Source organism: Rhizobium sp. USDA 3886 (genome assembly GCF_056279785.1).
This window is the reverse complement of the sequence record NZ_JBWCDC010000001.1, coordinates 3,323,511-3,339,831: the sequence shown is the minus strand read 5'-3', so window position 1 is coordinate 3,339,831 and position 16,321 is coordinate 3,323,511. Positions and strand designations below refer to the sequence as shown.

Annotated in this window: 17 protein-coding genes; 12 read left to right on the top strand and 5 right to left on the bottom strand. The window is 60.4% G+C overall.

The features are described 5' to 3' along the window. Positions 1-286: 286 nt before the first annotated feature. From ffh to ACZ9BX_RS16845, 10 genes are all read left to right on the top strand, one after another. Positions 287-1,858 (top strand): signal recognition particle protein, encoded by a 1,572-nt coding sequence (gene ffh, locus ACZ9BX_RS16890; RefSeq protein ID WP_476219029.1) that lies wholly within the window; start codon positions 287-289, stop codon positions 1,856-1,858. Positions 1,859-1,874: 16 nt separating this feature from the next. Then, a complete protein-coding gene (locus tag ACZ9BX_RS16885; RefSeq protein WP_027511772.1) occupies positions 1,875-2,195 on the top strand; it encodes a chorismate mutase in 321 nt (106 codons plus the stop codon). A 50-nt stretch (positions 2,196-2,245) separates the two neighbouring features. Further along, positions 2,246-2,614 (top strand): 30S ribosomal protein S16, encoded by a 369-nt coding sequence (gene rpsP, locus ACZ9BX_RS16880; RefSeq protein WP_476219027.1) that lies wholly within the window; start codon positions 2,246-2,248, stop codon positions 2,612-2,614. Between the two features lie 118 nt (positions 2,615-2,732). Then, positions 2,733-3,302, top strand: a complete 570-nt coding sequence (gene rimM, locus ACZ9BX_RS16875) for a ribosome maturation factor RimM (protein ID WP_132562342.1) — start codon at positions 2,733-2,735, stop codon at positions 3,300-3,302. 4 nt (positions 3,303-3,306) lie between these two features. Then, on the top strand, positions 3,307-3,987 hold the full coding sequence (gene trmD / locus ACZ9BX_RS16870) for a tRNA (guanosine(37)-N1)-methyltransferase TrmD (protein ID WP_476219024.1): 681 nt from the start codon (positions 3,307-3,309) through the stop codon (positions 3,985-3,987). A 224-nt stretch (positions 3,988-4,211) separates the two neighbouring features. Further along, positions 4,212-4,775, top strand: coding sequence for a 50S ribosomal protein L19 (rplS, locus tag ACZ9BX_RS16865; protein WP_027511776.1), 564 nt, complete (start codon positions 4,212-4,214; stop codon positions 4,773-4,775). A 146-nt stretch (positions 4,776-4,921) separates the two neighbouring features. Next, entirely contained in the window at positions 4,922-5,719 is a 798-nt protein-coding gene (locus tag ACZ9BX_RS16860) for a transporter substrate-binding domain-containing protein (RefSeq protein WP_476219023.1), read from the top strand. 16 nt (positions 5,720-5,735) lie between these two features. Continuing rightward, a complete protein-coding gene (locus ACZ9BX_RS16855; RefSeq protein ID WP_476219022.1) occupies positions 5,736-6,557 on the top strand; it encodes an amino acid ABC transporter permease in 822 nt (273 codons plus the stop codon). A 236-nt stretch (positions 6,558-6,793) separates the two neighbouring features. Further along, positions 6,794-8,203 (top strand): 3-isopropylmalate dehydratase large subunit, encoded by a 1,410-nt coding sequence (gene leuC / locus ACZ9BX_RS16850; RefSeq protein WP_476219021.1) that lies wholly within the window; start codon positions 6,794-6,796, stop codon positions 8,201-8,203. Positions 8,204-8,306: 103 nt separating this feature from the next. Then, positions 8,307-8,849: a SixA phosphatase family protein gene (locus ACZ9BX_RS16845; protein WP_476219019.1), complete on the top strand. Its 543-nt coding sequence runs from the start codon at positions 8,307-8,309 to the stop codon at positions 8,847-8,849. A gap of 56 nt (positions 8,850-8,905) precedes the next feature. Here the strand turns inward: ACZ9BX_RS16845 and ACZ9BX_RS16840 are convergent, their stop codons facing one another. Together ACZ9BX_RS16840 and ACZ9BX_RS16835 are read right to left on the bottom strand one after the other, a co-directional pair. After that, positions 8,906-9,736 carry an aldo/keto reductase gene (locus ACZ9BX_RS16840; protein WP_476219018.1) on the bottom strand — a complete coding sequence of 277 codons (831 nt, stop codon included), beginning with the start codon at positions 9,734-9,736 and terminating at the stop codon, positions 8,906-8,908. 129 nt (positions 9,737-9,865) lie between these two features. Next, positions 9,866-10,414 carry a L,D-transpeptidase family protein gene (locus tag ACZ9BX_RS16835; protein ID WP_476219016.1) on the bottom strand — a complete coding sequence of 183 codons (549 nt, stop codon included), beginning with the start codon at positions 10,412-10,414 and terminating at the stop codon, positions 9,866-9,868. A gap of 142 nt (positions 10,415-10,556) precedes the next feature. Between ACZ9BX_RS16835 and ACZ9BX_RS16830 the strand changes: the two genes are divergently transcribed. After that, positions 10,557-11,240: a response regulator transcription factor gene (locus ACZ9BX_RS16830; RefSeq protein ID WP_476219015.1), complete on the top strand. Its 684-nt coding sequence runs from the start codon at positions 10,557-10,559 to the stop codon at positions 11,238-11,240. A gap of 13 nt (positions 11,241-11,253) precedes the next feature. Further along, positions 11,254-11,709, top strand: a complete 456-nt coding sequence (locus tag ACZ9BX_RS16825; protein WP_476219014.1) for a cyclic nucleotide-binding domain-containing protein — start codon at positions 11,254-11,256, stop codon at positions 11,707-11,709. A gap of 3 nt (positions 11,710-11,712) precedes the next feature. Here ACZ9BX_RS16825 and ACZ9BX_RS16820 read toward each other — a convergent pair whose 3' ends face one another. The 3 genes from ACZ9BX_RS16820 to ACZ9BX_RS16810 form a co-directional block, all read right to left on the bottom strand. Further along, positions 11,713-12,516 carry an exodeoxyribonuclease III gene (locus ACZ9BX_RS16820; RefSeq protein WP_027511785.1) on the bottom strand — a complete coding sequence of 268 codons (804 nt, stop codon included), beginning with the start codon at positions 12,514-12,516 and terminating at the stop codon, positions 11,713-11,715. 118 nt (positions 12,517-12,634) lie between these two features. Then, positions 12,635-13,303, bottom strand: a complete 669-nt coding sequence (locus ACZ9BX_RS16815; protein ID WP_476219012.1) for an outer membrane lipoprotein carrier protein LolA — start codon at positions 13,301-13,303, stop codon at positions 12,635-12,637. A 136-nt stretch (positions 13,304-13,439) separates the two neighbouring features. Beyond that, entirely contained in the window at positions 13,440-16,100 is a 2,661-nt protein-coding gene (locus ACZ9BX_RS16810) for an FtsK/SpoIIIE family DNA translocase (RefSeq protein WP_476219011.1), read from the bottom strand. Positions 16,101-16,321: the final 221 nt, after the last annotated feature.

Genomic DNA, 16,321 nt, shown 5'->3' with positions numbered 1-16,321 from the left:
GCAAGCGGCACGCCGAAGGCTTCAGGAGCCCGCAACGCGGTCATTTGTCCGCATTCTCTTGACTTTGTCTGCATTTTCCTGTTTACCGCCGCTCATTCTATGACGAGCTTCAAGACTCGAGCCGCCGACCGGGACCCGCAAAGGTATAAAGAGATCCCGGAGGTCCACACCCGACAGCGCGATGCGCCCTCGGGTGCTTTTTGGCTTTGCGTCTTGTTTTCGTCAAGGAAAAGCACGACGTTTCCGGGCATACCAATCCCGCCCGAAATGTATCAAGGAAGAGCCTATGTTTGAAAACCTCCAGGACCGTCTTGGATCCATTTTGAATGGACTGACAGGCCGTGGCGCGCTTTCGGAAGCCGATGTTTCCGCAGCGCTGCGCGAGGTTCGCCGTGCGTTGCTGGAAGCTGATGTTGCACTCGACGTCGTGCGCGGCTTCACCGACCGCGTGCGCGAAAAGGCCGTCGGCGCCGAGATACTGAAGTCGATCAAGCCCGGCCAGATGGTCGTCAAGATCGTTCATGACGAACTGATCGAGATGCTGGGCGGCGAAGGCGTCGGTGTCGACCTGCACGCTGCCGCCCCTGTCGTCATCATGATGGTTGGCCTTCAAGGCTCCGGTAAGACAACGACGACGGCGAAGATCGCCCTTCGCCTGACGACGCGCGAGAAGAAGAAGGTGCTGATGGCATCGCTCGACACGCGCCGTCCGGCTGCGCAGGAGCAGCTTCGGCAACTCGGAGCGCAGGCGAGCATCGACACGCTGCCGGTCATCGCCGGCCAGTCGCCGACCGATATCGCCGCGCGCGCCGTTCAGGCAGCCAGGCTCGGCGGCCACGACGTCGTCATTCTCGACACCGCCGGCCGTACGCATATCGATGAACCCTTGATGGTCGAAATGGCCGATATCAAGAAGAAGTCGAACCCGCATGAAATCCTGCTTGTCGCGGATTCGCTGACCGGTCAGGACGCCGTCAACCTGGCCCGCAATTTCGACGAGCGCGTCGGCATCACCGGCCTCGTCCTGACGCGTATGGATGGCGACGGCCGCGGCGGTGCCGCTCTTTCGATGCGTGCCGTCACCGGCAAGCCGATCAAGCTGATCGGCGTCGGCGAGCGGATGAATGAGCTGGAAGAATTCCATCCCCGCCGCATCGCAGACCGCATCCTCGGCATGGGCGACATCGTTTCGCTTGTCGAGCGCGCGGCGGAAAATATCGATGCCGAAAAGGCAGCCGCGATGGCTGCCAAAATGGCCAAGGGCAAGTTCGACCTCAACGACCTCGCCGACCAGCTGCGCCAGATGCAGAAGATGGGCGGCATGGGCGGTATCATGAGCATGATGCCCGGCATGGGCGGCATGAAGGACAAGATGGCGTCCGCCGGCCTGAACGACGGCCTTTTCGGCCGTCAGCTTGCGATCATCTCTTCGATGACCAAGGCCGAGCGCGCCAACCCGGACGTCCTCAAGCATTCCCGCAAGAAGCGCATCGCCGCCGGTTCCGGCACCGAAGCCTCCGACATCAACAAGTTGCTCAAGATGCACCGCCAGATGGCGGACATGATGAAGATGATGGGCGGCAAGGGCAAAGGCGGCATGATGAAGCAGCTGATGGGCGGTCTTGCCGGCAAGATGGGCCTTGGCGGCATGGGTGGAATGGGCGGCATGTCCGATCTCTCGAATATCGACCCGAAACAGCTGGAGGCGCTTCAGAAGCAGGCCGAAGCGGCGGGTCTTGGAAAGCCGGGCGGGAGCATGCCCGGTTTGGGCGGCGGTTTGCCGGGTCTTGGCGGCGCAAAGCTGCCGGGTCTCGGTGGCGGTTTGCCGGGTCTGCCCGGACTGCCGAAGAAGAAGTGAGAGGATCGCCTGGCCCATGATTGATCCAGAAGTCAAAGCCCAGCTTTCGAGCTATCGCCAGTCGATTGACAATATCGACGCCGCGCTCGTTCACATCCTGGCCGAACGTTTCCGCTGCACCAAAGAGGTCGGCGTGCTGAAGGCCAAGTACAAGTTGCCGCCGGCCGATCCGGCGCGCGAGGAATACCAGATCGCCCGTCTCCGGCAGCTTGCCGAAGACGCACATCTGGATCCGGATTTCGCCGAGAAGTTCCTGAACTTCGTCATTAAAGAAGTCATCCGGCACCATGAGCAGATCGCTGCGGATCACGCTGAACAAGGCGCCGCGGCAAAGTGAACCGATACCGCCTCACGAAGCGGTCAAGAAAAGCCTAAGGAGTAAATGACATGGCACTGAAAATTCGTCTCGCCCGCGGTGGCTCTAAGAAGCGCCCGTACTACCACGTTGTCGTTGCCGACGCTCGCTCGCCGCGCGACGGCCGCTTCCTCGAAAAGCTCGGTTCCTGGAACCCGATGCTTGCCAAGGACGACGCAAAGCGCGTTGAACTGAACGCCGAACGCATCAAGCACTGGCTCGATAACGGCGCGCAGCCGACCGACCGCGTTCTGCGCTTCCTCAACGAAGCCGGCGTTGCCAAGCGCGAAGCCAAGAACAACCCGGAAAAGGCAAAGCCGGGCAAGAAGGCTCAGGAGCGCACCGCCGAAAGGGCTCAGAAGGCTGCCGACGCAGCTGAAGCCGCCGCTTCCGCAGAATAATCCCGGGATCACATCCTGATTGGACGGGCGGCATGGCAACATGCCGCCCGTTTTCGTTTTCATTTCGGCAGACTTCGTTTATGAGAAGCCAGATTTCCGGCTTCACATGAAGGGCCCCATGACAAAGCTCGAAAACCCCGTATTGATGGCAACGATCGGCGGTGCACAAGGCATCCGCGGCGAAGTGCGCGCCAAGGCTTATACGGCCGACCCGACGGCACTCGGCGACTATGGTCATCTGCACAGCATGGATGGACGAACCTTCGAGATCCTCGAAGTCCGGGAGATGAAGAATGTCGTTGTGGTCCGCTTCCGCGGCATCAACGACCGCAATGCGGCCGAGGCGCTCAACGGCCTGGAGCTTTACATCGAGCGCGACAACCTGCCGGATGACGAGCTGGAGGAAGACGAATTCTTCTATGCCGACCTCGAGGGGCTGGAGGCACTGGACGACAAGGGCGTCAGCTACGGCAACATTACCGGCGTTTTCGACTTCGGTGCGGGCGACCTGCTGGAGCTCAAGGGGCCGGGCAAGCGACCTGTGCTCATTCCCTTCTCCGAAGCGTCGGTTCTCGAAATCGATCTCGAAGGCGGCACGATCCTGATCGACCCGCTGGCGGCAGGACTTATTGACGATCCGCAGGAAATCTCCAAGCTCGCCTCCGGCAAGCCGAAGAAAAAGAAGTAACGCCATGGGTTTCCGGGCAACCGTCCTGACACTCTACCCGGAAATGTTTCCGGGGCATCTGAGCTGTTCGCTCGCCGGCAAGGCGATGGAGCGTGGGCAATGGTCGCTGGATACCGTGCAGATCCGGGATTTTGCCACCGATAAACACCGGACCGTCGACGACACACCCGCCGGCGGCGGCGCCGGCATGGTGCTGAAGCCGGACGTGCTGGCCTGTGCGATCGACAGCATCTCCGAAAACGATACTCGCCCGCGGCTTTTGATGAGCCCGCGCGGCAAGCCGCTGACGCAGGAACGCGTGCGCGAGCTTGCTTCGGGCGACGGCGTGATCATCGTCTGCGGCCGCTTCGAAGGTGTCGATCAGCGGGTGATCGATGCACGGGAGCTCGAAGAGGTTTCGATCGGCGATTACGTGCTTTCAGGAGGCGAACCCGCCGCCCTGATCGTTCTCGACGCAATCGTGCGCATACTGCCGGGGGTCATGGGCAATGATCTCTCGGGCCTGCATGAAAGTTTCGAGGGCGGGTTGCTGGAGCATCCGCACTATACCCGGCCGCAGGAATGGGAAGGCCGCGAAATTCCAGCGATCCTAACCTCCGGCAATCACGGCGCCATCGAAAAATGGCGGCATGAACAGGCGGTTGCGTTGACAAAAGAAAGGCGGCCGGACCTGCTGAAGGACTGAAAGCCAGAGAATCCGTGCCTCTGCCTCATAAAAATGCCGTCCGAGGGATGACAAGCCCCAGGCTTTCGTGTAGTAGCGCACGCGGAAATGGGGTTATCCCCGTCTGCCAGTAAACAAAGAATGGCGAATCCGCTCCCGCCCGCGAAGGGCAAAATCCCGAGGCGAGTCCAAAGGATCATGTATCGAGCGCTCTGGCTGTTTCAGAAGAAACAAAGGTTAAGACGATGAACATCATTCAGCAGCTCGAGGCCGAACAGGCCGCCAAGATCGAAGCGAAGCGCACGCTTCCGGAATTCTCCCCGGGCGACACCGTCCGCGTCAACGTCAAGGTCACAGAAGGCACCCGTACGCGCGTGCAGGCCTATGAAGGCGTCTGCATCGCCCGCTCTGGCGGCGGCCTGCAGGAGAACTTCACGGTCCGCAAAATCTCCTACGGCGAAGGCGTCGAGCGCGTATTCCCGGTTTACTCGCCGATGATCGAAAGCGTCGACGTCGTTCGCCGCGGTAAGGTCCGTCGCGCCAAGCTCTATTACCTGCGCGACCGTCGCGGCAAGTCCGCCCGTATCGTTGAAGACACCGGCGTTCGTGCCCGCAAGCTCAACGACGCCGAGCGCGCCGCTGTTGCCGAGGAAAAAGCACGCATCGAAGCCGAGAAGGTTGCAGCAGCTCAGGCTCTCGCAGCCGAAAAGGCAGCAGCCGAAGCCGCGGAAGCTAAGGCGGCGGCTGAAGCCGCGGAAGCTAAGGCAGCAGCTGAAGCTGCAGCCGCTGCAGAGCCTACGGCAGAATAAGTTCTACCACGCAAAATTCTCTGTATGAAAAGGCGGTCTTTGGGCCGCCTTTTCTGTTTTCGGCCTGCGGCGTCGGGGCCAATGCTCTTGCCATCCGCTTCGCAACTATGACAATTTCCCCTAGCCATATTCATTGGAGATTTCTGATGCCGTTCCGCCGCACCATTCTTGCAAGCCTCGCCGCTCTCGTTCTTTCGCCATTGGCGGCCCTTGGTGCCAGTTTGCCGGATCTTGGCGGCAAGACGGTGGTCGTCGTCACGGAGAATGCCTACCCGCCGCTGCAATTCGTCGATCCCAAATCCGGCAAGCAGATCGGCTGGGAATATGATGCGATGAACGAGATCGCCAAGCGGCTGAACTTCAAGGTCGAGTATCAGAACACGAGCTGGGACGCGATGATCCAGGCCGTCTCCGACGATCAGTACAGTATCGGCATGACCGGCATCACCATCAAGGACGACCGCAAGCAGAAAGTGGATTTCTCTGATCCCTATATGCGCTCGCAGCAATTCATGCTGGTCCGGGCCGATGAGAGCCGCTTCACGGACGCGAAGACCTTCGGTGAGTTCAAGGACGGCCTCGTAGGTGCACAGCCGGGCACCTCGCCTTTCTACACGGCCGTCTATGAGATCCTTGACGGCAACGAGCAGAACCCGCGCATCAAGCTCTTCGAAACCTTCGGCGCCACCGTGCAGGCGCTGAAGGCCGGCGACGTCGATGTCGTGCTGACCGACAGCGTTGCCGCGAAAGGCTATGTCGATGCCTCGAGCAGCACGCTCAAGGTTATCGGCGGCCCGCTCGGCACCGAGGATTTCGGCTTCATCTTCCCGAAGGGCTCCGATCTCGTTGCCCCCGTCAACGCCGCAATCGCCGCATTGAAGGCCGACGGCACGCTCGACGCGCTGAACAAGCAGTGGTTCCTCGACTACAAGATGGGCGAATGATGCAGGTCAGCCGCTGATGGCACTGCAGCCTCCTCCTGCCGGAATTCTCAAGGGTGACTATCCCTGGTGGCTGGTCGCCCTTGCCACGATCGGCGCCATCCTTGCGATCGTCATCGTCACCAACGGCGTCTATGCGCAGGTGTTCCGCACGGTCGTCAACGGGGTATGGGTCACCGTCTTCGTGACGCTGGTCGCCTTTGCGCTGGCGACATTGCTTGGCCTCGGCATCGCTCTTCTCGGGCTTTCGGATAGCGTCGCGCTGCGCCAAGTATCCCGCTTCTATATCGAGATCGTCCGTGGCATCCCAATGCTCGTGCTGCTCTTTTATGTGGCTTTTGTCGGCGCTCCGGGCATTGTCGCCGCGTATAATTTCCTGATCACGCCGTTTGTGAAAGCCGGACTGGCGGAACCGATCCTGGTACGCGACCTCTCGTTGATGTGGCGTGCGATCATCGCTCTGATGATCGGATATTCCTCTTTTATCGCAGAGATTTTCCGCGCCGGGATTCAATCGCTCGACCATGGGCAGATCGAAGCGGCCAAGGCGCTTGGCCTATCACGCTACCACCGCTTCCGGCTGGTCGTCTTTCCGCAGGCGGTCCGCGTCATCTTTCCGCCGCTCTCCAACGACTTCGTCTCGATGGTGAAGGACAGCTCCCTCGTTTCCGTGCTCGGTGTTTCCGACATCACGCAGATGGGCAAGGTCTATGCCTCCGGCTCCTTCCGCTTCTTCGAGACCTATTCGATCGTCACCTATATCTATCTGATCCTGACGATCGGCTTGTCGCTCGCGCTGCGGCAGGTCGAGCAGCGGATGCGCAAGGCTCACAGCCGGTAACGCTGCATGATTCGAATTGCCGTTTCCGAGAAAAATCGCTATATGCAGGCCCATGGAATCCAAGTTCAGATGCATTGGCGCGCATGTTTTCGTGCTGCAGGATCATTATCGCCTGCCGGCGCGCTTCTTTGCGACCGTTTCCGGTGCGCTCAGCAGCCGACTTCGCTGATCGAATGACGGCCGGCCGGCCTTGCCGCCAATTCCTTCCCATTGCATCCAAAACGGACTGAAAAGCCATGAGCGCACCGCGTACCCTCTACGACAAAATCTGGGACGACCATCTGGTCGACGAACAGGCAGACGGCACCTGTCTTCTCTACATCGACCGCCATCTGGTCCACGAAGTGACCTCGCCGCAAGCGTTTGAAGGCTTGCGCATGACCGGCCGCACGGTTCGCGCCCCGGAAAAGACGCTCGCCGTCGTCGACCACAACGTTCCGACCTCGCCCGATCGCCATCTCGGCATCAAGAACGAGGAAAGCCGTATCCAGGTCGAGCAGCTGGCCAAGAACGCCGCCGAGTTCAAGGTCGAGTACTACTCCGAGAACGACAAGCGCCAAGGCATCGTGCACATCATCGGGCCGGAACAGGGCTTCACCCTGCCGGGCATGACGATCGTCTGCGGCGATAGCCACACGTCCACCCACGGCGCCTTCGGCTCGCTCGCCCACGGCATCGGCACGTCTGAAGTCGAACACGTCCTGGCGACGCAGACGCTGATCCAGAAGAAGGCGAAGAACATGCTGGTGCAGGTCGACGGCCAGCTTCCGGCAGGCGTCACCGCCAAGGACATCGTGCTGGCCATCATCGGCGAAATCGGCACCGCCGGCGGTACGGGTTACGTCATCGAATTTGCCGGCGAAGCGATCCGCGCACTGTCGATGGAAGGCCGCATGACGATCTGCAACATGTCGATCGAAGGCGGCGCCCGCGCCGGCCTGATTGCGCCCGACGAGACGACCTTCGAATATATCAAGGGCAAGCCGCGTGCGCCGAAGGGCGAGGCGCTGGAACAGGCGATTGCCTACTGGAAGACGCTGAAGTCGGACGAAGGCGCACATTTCGACCGCGTCGTGAAGCTCAACGCTGCCGAGCTGCCGCCGATCGTTTCCTGGGGCTCCTCGCCGGAGGATGTCGTCTCGGTTCAGGGCGTCGTTCCTGACCCGGACGAGATCCGGGACGAAACGAAGCGTGCCTCCAAGTGGCGCGCGCTTGATTACATGGGCCTGAAGCCGGGCACGCCGATGACCGAAATCAACATCGACCGCGTCTTCATCGGCTCCTGCACCAACGGCCGTATCGAAGACTTGCGCGCCGTTGCCAAGGTCGTTGAAGGCAAGACCGTTGCTTCGACCGTCAACGCCATGATCGTTCCCGGCTCCGGCCTCGTGAAGGAACAGGCGGAAGCCGAGGGCCTCGACAAGATCTTCAAGGCGGCCGGCTTCGACTGGCGCGAGCCCGGCTGTTCCATGTGCCTCGCCATGAACGACGACCGCTTGAAGCCGGGCGAGCGCTGCGCCTCGACGTCCAACCGCAACTTCGAAGGCCGCCAGGGCTTCAAGGGCCGCACACACCTCGTCTCCCCGGCTATGGCCGCCGCCGCTGCGATCGCAGGCCATTTCGTCGATATCCGCGAGTGGAACTGACGACCATTGCCTCCCCTTCGATTAGAAGGGGAGGCATGCCGTCTCCAGAAGACAAATTGCGCATTCGGTGAGACAATAGGTCCTGCCCTTTCAGGTGAGCAGCATGAATGCGCCAAACAAGCCTTCGCCGAAGTACCTTCGCCTTTTGCTTCTGCGTCACGCAAAATCCGCCTGGCCGGCCGATATCGCGGATCATGACCGCCCGCTAGCAAAGCGCGGGCGAAAGGCTGCACCCTTGATCGGCGCCTATATGGCGCGTGAAAAGCTCTTTCCCGACCTCGTCCTGGTATCAACCGCTCAGCGCGCGCAGGGAACATGGAAGCGTGTCGCGAAAAAACTTTCCGCTTCGATTGCTGAACGCGACGTGCCGGACTTATACGAAGCCCCGGCGGGGCGGATTGCCGGCATCCTCCAGAAGATTGAATCGTCGGCCCGGACAGTCATGCTCGTCGGACACAATCCCGGTTTTCAGGACCTCGCGAACAATCTCATCGGCAATGGCGATCCGGACGCTTGCGCGCGCCTGAAGGAGAAATTCCCCACTGCCGGCTTGGCAATCATTGCGTTTGAGGCGGACCGTTGGGGGGATATATCGCCAGGAAGCGGACGCCTCGAACGCTTCGTGACGCCGCGTGAACTCAGGTGAGCAAACGTCTCCTCCTCTCCGCAATGGTGGGGAGGAGGAGATAGAAGGCCTCTTGATCAGAACGTTGCCGTATAGGGTTCCGGCCCCATGCGGGCATTCCTGTCGTCGAGCTTGGCAATCGCCGCCAGGTCCTCGGCATCGAGCTTGAAATCGAAGACCTGGAAGTTTTCCTCGATACGCGACGGCGTTACCGACTTGGGGATCACGACAAGACCGGTATCGATGTGCCAGCGGATGATGACCTGCGCCGGCGTCTTACCATGCTTCTTGGCGATCTCACCGACAACCGGATTTGCAATGAACTTGCCCTGACCGAGCGGGCTCCAGGATTCAGTGACGATATTCAGTTTCCGGTGCGCGTCCTGCGCGGCCTTCTGCTGAAAATCCGGGTGCAGCTCGATCTGGTTGATGACCGGAACCACGCCGGTATCGCCGATGATGTGATCCAGATGATCCGGATAGAAGTTGGAGACGCCGATCGATCGAGCGCGGCCTTCTGCCCTGATCTTGACGAAAGCCTTCCAGGTTTCGCGATAGAGGCCGCGGTGCGGCGACGGCCAGTGGATCAGGTAAAGATCGACATATTCGGTGCCGAGCTTCTTCAGACTGCCCTCGAAGGCGCGCATCGTGCTGTCGTAACCCTGATCCGGGTTGCGAAGCTTGGTGGTGATGAAAACATCCTTACGATCGAGACCGGAGGAACGCACACCCTCGCCGACACCCTCTTCGTTGTCGTAGCCGGAAGCCGTATCGATATGGCGGTAGCCGGCTTCGAGGGCCTTGCGGACCGTCGGCGCCGCGATATCCTGTGGCGTCTGCCATACGCCGAGGCCGACCTGGGGAATGGAATGTCCGTCATGGAAAGTGATGATGGGTTGATTGGCCACAATATATCTCCGGAAGTTTGAAGAATTGGAGGGGCATAAAATTGAATCCGCAAGCGGATTTCCCGGCAGCCTGAGTGCCGGTCAAAACGGGATATAGGAGACGGCGTACGAATTATCACCCCTGACGCCTCAGAGAACGCGTATCGTTGTCCCCTTGCGCATATGCGGCAGAAGCCGGCGCATGTCGCGTGGATGGACGGCGATGCAACCGGCCGTCGGCTCATAGCCCGGCCTGATGAGATGGAAGAAGATTGCCGATCCCCGATTGCGGGTGCGGGATGTGATATTCCAATCCATGACGACACATATATCGTAGAGTCCATCCTTGCGCTTCAACTCCTCGTGGCTTGGACGGAACGGCGCCCTGACGAGGCGATTGTAGTTCGGATCGCCGGGTTGGTCGCACCAGAGCATGTCCTGCCGGATGCGGCGGATCGAGAGCGGTGTTTCGAGGCGGCTCGGATGCTCGCCGCGGCGGAAGCCGTAAAGCAGCTTCAACGAAGCAATCGGCGTTGCACCGTCGCCCTCGCGCTTCAAGATGGTGCGGCCGGAGCGGCCGATTGCAGCGGGAACGACGAGAGGACCGCATTGAACCAGTGCACGGCTCTGCCTGCTGGGCGCCGGACGCACAATAATGGTGGATGGCACGGTTCTTCGGGTTCGCCTTTTTTTCTCCATCTTTCTCACATGTTCTTGTTTTGCTTGTGAGTTCAATTGAAATCACATCGGCCCCAGCTGGGCAACAGCACGTCTTCTGGTCTTTGCCAACGATTGAATATGTCGTAGGACTTGATTGGACGGAATTGAGGAACAGAACCGCATGACCGCACGCACCATTCTACTGGTGGATGATGATAGCGACCTCCGCGAAACACTCACCGAGCAGCTTGCGCTCTATGAGGAATTCACGGTTTTGCAAGAGGCAACAGCCGGCAAGGGCGTACAGGTTGCGCGCAGCACGCCTATCGACCTTCTCATCATGGATGTGGGACTGCCGGACATGGATGGGCGCGAAGCCGTGAAGCTTCTGCGCAAGGGCGGTTTCAAGGCGCCGATCATCATGCTGACCGGGCACGACACGGATTCAGACACCATCCTTGGTTTGGAAGCCGGCGCCAACGATTATGTCACGAAGCCATTCCGCTTTGCAGTGCTTCTGGCGCGCATCCGCGTTCAGCTTCGGCAGCACGAACAGAGCGAGGACGCGACCTTCACAGTCGGTCCCTATCTCTTCAAGCCGAGCCAAAAGCTGCTCACCGCAGAGAACGGCCAGAAGATTCGTCTCACGGAGAAGGAAGCGGCGATTATCCGCTACCTCTATCGCGCAGAGCAGAAGGTCGTTACCCGCGACGTGCTTCTTGAGGAAGTATGGGGCTACAATTCCGGCGTGACGACCCATACGCTTGAAACACACGTCTACCGCCTGCGCCAGAAGATCGAGCGCGATCCCTCGAACGCCGAAATCCTCGTGACGGAAAACGGCGGCTACAAAATCATACCGTAGGGCAAAGAGCCGGATGGCGCTGACAGACGATATCAACTTGCTTTCGCAGCAGCAGCTCTTCAGAGGCATGTCTGCCGATCAACTGCGGTTGATCGCCTTCGGCGCCGACCGGCGTTTGATTTCCACGGGACAGATGCTTTTCCGCGAGGGATCGCCCGCCGAAAGCGCTTACGTGGTTGCCGGCGGTGCGCTGGAGCTCAGCACGGCCGGCCCCGATGGCCATCCCAAGGTCAAGCACATCGCCGGTCCCGGCACATTGCTGTCCGAACTCGCGCTGGTAACGCTGGTGGAGCGCAAATTTACGGCCGTGGCTCGAGAGGATTCCAGCGTCATCCGCATCACGCGGGCGCTCTTCCACAGGCTGATCGAGGAATATCCGGACGCAGCCCGGATCATAGAGAGCCGCATACGCGACAACATCGCGGAATTGGCGGCGCGGGCGACTGCGCAGCTTCACCGCTTTTCGTAGATCTCAGAGATTAAAATGCGCGGTCACCGGCACGTGGTCGGACGGGCGGTCCCATCCGCGAGCTTCCTTCAGGATGTCGATGCGCTGCAGCAACGGACCGAGGTCCGATGACGACCAGATATGATCGAGGCGGCGGCCGCGATCGGCGGCTTCCCAGTCCTTGGCGCGGTAGCTCCACCAAGTATAGAGCTTCTCGCTCGCCGGCACCTGCTGACGCATGAGATCGAGCCAGGCTCCGCGCTTCATCGCCTCCAGCAGACCCTCGGTTTCGACCGGCGTATGGCTGACGATCTTCAGCAACTGCTTGTGCGACCAGACGTCGTGCTCGAGCGGCGCAATGTTCAGGTCACCGACGAGGATGGCCGAGGTATTCGCTTCGCCGTTAGCCTTCAGCAGCTTCATTTCCTCGACGAAATCCAGCTTATGGGCAAACTTCGGATTGACGGCCGGGTCCGGCTCGTCACCGCCGGCGGGCACATAGAAGTTGTGCAGCCTGACGCGGCGCCCTTCCCGCTCGAAGATCGCGGAGATATGGCGGGCATGGCCGACATTGCCGTAGTCCAGGCGATGATCCTCACGGAGCGGGATGCGCGATGCAATAGCAACGCCGTGATAGCCTTTCTGGCCATGCACGATGATGTGCTCATAACCCATGGCGCGAAGCGGAGCCGCCGGAAAGAGCTCGTTGGGAACCTTGGTTTCCTGCAGGCAGAGGATATCCGGCCTGTGCTTGAGCACGAACTGCTCAACGATCGGCATGCGCAGCCGCACCGAATTGATGTTCCAGGTGGTAATCGAGAAGCTCATGCCATTGCCTTTAAAAAGAGATCGAAAAGGCCTTAGAGCAAAGGCACGTCGGATGGAACGTCCGCAAACGAAAACGCCCGGCTTTCACCGGGCGTTTTTCACAGAAAGTCATATGGCATCAGTCGCGGTTAGCGGCAGTACCTGGAATGCTTTCATACGGCACTCTGAAGACCTTCTGATCAAACTGAACGCCGGTCCTCACGTTGAACACCATCACCGACGTGTTCTTGCCTTGATTGTCGGTGATCGTCCACTGGCGCAAATCGTAGGTCTTCGGATCGAACATCATCGTGATCGTCGAATTGCCGAAGATCGTCTTGTTGCCGAGCGCAATCGTGGTCAGATCCGATTCTTCCTTCACGCTCTTCACCGAACCGTCAGACAGGTTGATCCTCCGTGCAAGCAGCAGGCTGAGCGGCGTCTTCGAAAGCGGATAGAGGCTCCAGGTCTTAAGCTTCAGGTTGCCGACGGCGACATTCCTGCCGTCGGAGATCACCCTGATCGGCGACGGATTGTCATAGTTGAAGCGCAGCTTGCCGGGGCGCTCAATGTAGAATTTGCCGCCTGTCTGTTCGCCACGTGGGCCGAACTGGACGAAATCACCCTGCATTGTGGCGACGCCAGAGAAATGATCAGCGATCGCCTGTGCCGTCGCGGAACCGCCGGCAGCAGCTTGCGCAAAGGCTTCGACTGGAATTGCAGTTGAAACGGCAGCCAGCGCCAGCACACCAATAAGATGGCGGCGCGTGAGCGAGAGGCCTTTGAAGCCGGAATCCGAATTGGTCATCTGGGTCTCCTTTGATGCGACCTGCATGCTGCCGAAAGGCGGCGTCTTCATGGCGCAGACGCATCGCTGCAGAAGGTAACGCTTTCGAGGCTATCAGGTTTCCGTGAAGCCATTGCCCCGGCGGTTTTTCCGGCCGCTAGCGATCGAGGATATCGCCTTCGGTCGGAACCAGGATTTCGCGCTTGCCCGCATGGTTCGCAGGGCCGATGACGCCTTCCTGCTCCATGCGCTCGATCAGTGAAGCGGCGCGGTTATAGCCGATGCCGAGACGGCGCTGGATATAAGACGTCGAAGCCTTGCCGTCGCGAAGCACGATGGCCACTGCCTGATCATAGGGGTCATCGGAATCCGCCAGATTGGAGGTGCCCGCAGGGCCGCCGTAATCATCGTCGTCCTCGTCATCTGCAGTGATCGCCTCGAGATATTGCGGCGCGCCCTGCGTCTTCAGATAAGAAACGATCTCCTCGACTTCCATATCGGCCACGAAGGGACCGTGGACACGCTGAATGCGTCCGCCGCCCGCCATGTAGAGCATATCGCCCATGCCGAGCAGCTGTTCGGCACCTTGTTCGCCAAGGATCGTGCGACTGTCGATCTTCGACGTGACCTGGAAGGAGATGCGCGTCGGGAAGTTGGCCTTGATCGTGCCGGTGATAACGTCGACGGACGGACGCTGGGTGGCCATGATCACGTGAATACCGGCGGCGCGCGCCATCTGCGCCAGGCGCTGGACGGCGCCCTCGATATCCTTGCCGGCGACCATCATGAGGTCGGCCATTTCATCGATGATGACGACGATGTAGGGCATCGGCTGCAGGTCGAATTCCTCGGTTTCGTACATCGCTTCGCCGGTGTGACGGTCAAACCCTGTCTGCACGGTTCGCGAAATGGCCTCACCCTTGACCAACGCCTGCTCGACGCGCGCATTGAAGCCGTCGATGTTGCGGACGCCGATCTTCGACATCTTCTTATAACGCTCCTCCATCTCTCGGACGGTCCATTTGAGCGCGACGACAGCCTTCTTCGGATCGGTGACGACCGGCGACAACAGATGCGGAATGCCGTCGTAAACTGAGAGTTCGAGCATCTTCGGGTCGATCATGATCAGGCGGCACTGTTCCGGCGTCAGACGGTAGAGTAGCGACAGGATCATCGTGTTGATGGCAACCGACTTGCCGGAGCCAGTTGTACCGGCAACGAGCAGGTGCGGCATCTTCGCAAGATCAGCGATGACGGCTTCGCCGCCGATTGTCTTGCCGAGCGCCATCGCAAGCTTTGCCTTCGAGCCTTCGAAATCGCGTGATGCGATCAGTTCCCGCAGGTACACCGTTTCACGCGTCGAGTTCGGCAATTCGATTCCGATCGCGTTTCGGCCGGGAACCACGGCGACACGGGCGGCGATCGCGCTCATGGAGCGGGCAATGTCGTCTGCAAGGCCGATGACGCGTGAGGACTTGATACCGGGAGCCGGCTCAAGCTCATAGAGCGTGACGACCGGGCCGGGGCGGACATGGATGATTTCACCCTTGACGCCGAAGTCTTCGAGGACGCCTTCGAGCATGCGGGCATTCTGCTCCAGCGCATCGGCCGAAAGCGACGAGTCGCGAACGACGTTCTTTGGCTCGGCAAGCAGATGAATCGAGGGAACCTGGAAGCCCTCTGGGCGAATGAAGGAACCTTGCGACTCGCGCTCAATGCGAGCACCAGGCTTCGGCCGCGAGACCTGCGGCACGACGCGCGGCTCGGGCTTGCCGCCAGCGGTCTTCGCCGGTGCACGTATCATCCAGCCCTCGTCGTCGTCCGGCAGAATATCGGCCGGACGCGGCGGCATGTCGCTATCGAACGGCACATCGTCATCATCATCGTCGTTGAGCGAAATCGACGGCGCGGAGACGACACGGCGGAGCGAACCGTTGCGTGGTTCCATTGACGGCTCCAGGCGCTCGCCGCGACCTGCCGGCGCCTTGGCGCGGACGGGCTCGTTCAGGGTACCGAATTCATCGTCGTTGAAGTCATAGGGCGATTCGAAATCGCTCTGACGGCGCTTGCGCGGCCCTAGGCCGAAGATGCGGCGCATCCGCGCCTGGCTCATGTACCAGGCATGCGTCAACGCTCCGAATGCAAGCCACCCACCCTCTTCATCGTCTTCATCCTCATCACCAATCGAGCGGGCTTTGGAAGGTGCAGCCACGAATGCATCGCTCTCGTCCTCGTCGGCTTCCGTGCGGCCAACGATGCCTGCAGCAAACAGCATCATCCAGGCGGTGGGCAGCGCGAACACGCAGCCGACAGCCGTCGCGAACGCGCCGCTCGGGTAGGCGCCGACGAAGAGAGCCGGAAAACGAAGGATCATATCGCCGATGACGCCGCCTATACCGTTGGGGATCGGCCATGTCAGCGGCGGCGGGATGCAACCGATCACGGCAGACGAAAGGACCGAACCTAGGGCCCAGGCGCCGGCTCGCGCCGGAATGCGGCTGATGCGGCGGCCGGAAATCAATGCCAGGGCCCAGGCGACGACCGGCAGCAGCGCCACAACACTGGCAAGCCCGAAGAACTGCATCGCGATATCGGCAAAGGCGGCGCCGCCATATCCCAGGACATTTGCCGGCGGATTGCCGGTTGCGTAGGAATAGCTCGGATCTGAGACGTTCCATGTCGCCAGTGCTGCGACCGCGAGCGCCAACAGCAGGAAGATCGTAAAGCCCAGGAGAGCTTGCGCCTGCCTGAGCACGAACCCTGAGAGGGAGAAACGGTCCGGCCGGTTATCGATCACCGGCGAAGTGCTTCTTGCCATATACCCAACCCGTCCAATGCTGAGCGCGCGAATCGCCGAGGCGTCGCCACGCAATATGCGTCCGCTCCACCTAATCAAAGGAGGGTTAAAGCGATGTTAACCATGAGAGATCGGATAGGCCCGACCGGCAAATAAAAAGGCCCGAACCTGAAAAGGTCCGGGCCAAGATGCGGCCTATATATTTCGATCGGCCGCGACGGGCTGTTCTGCGGCGCCCTCTG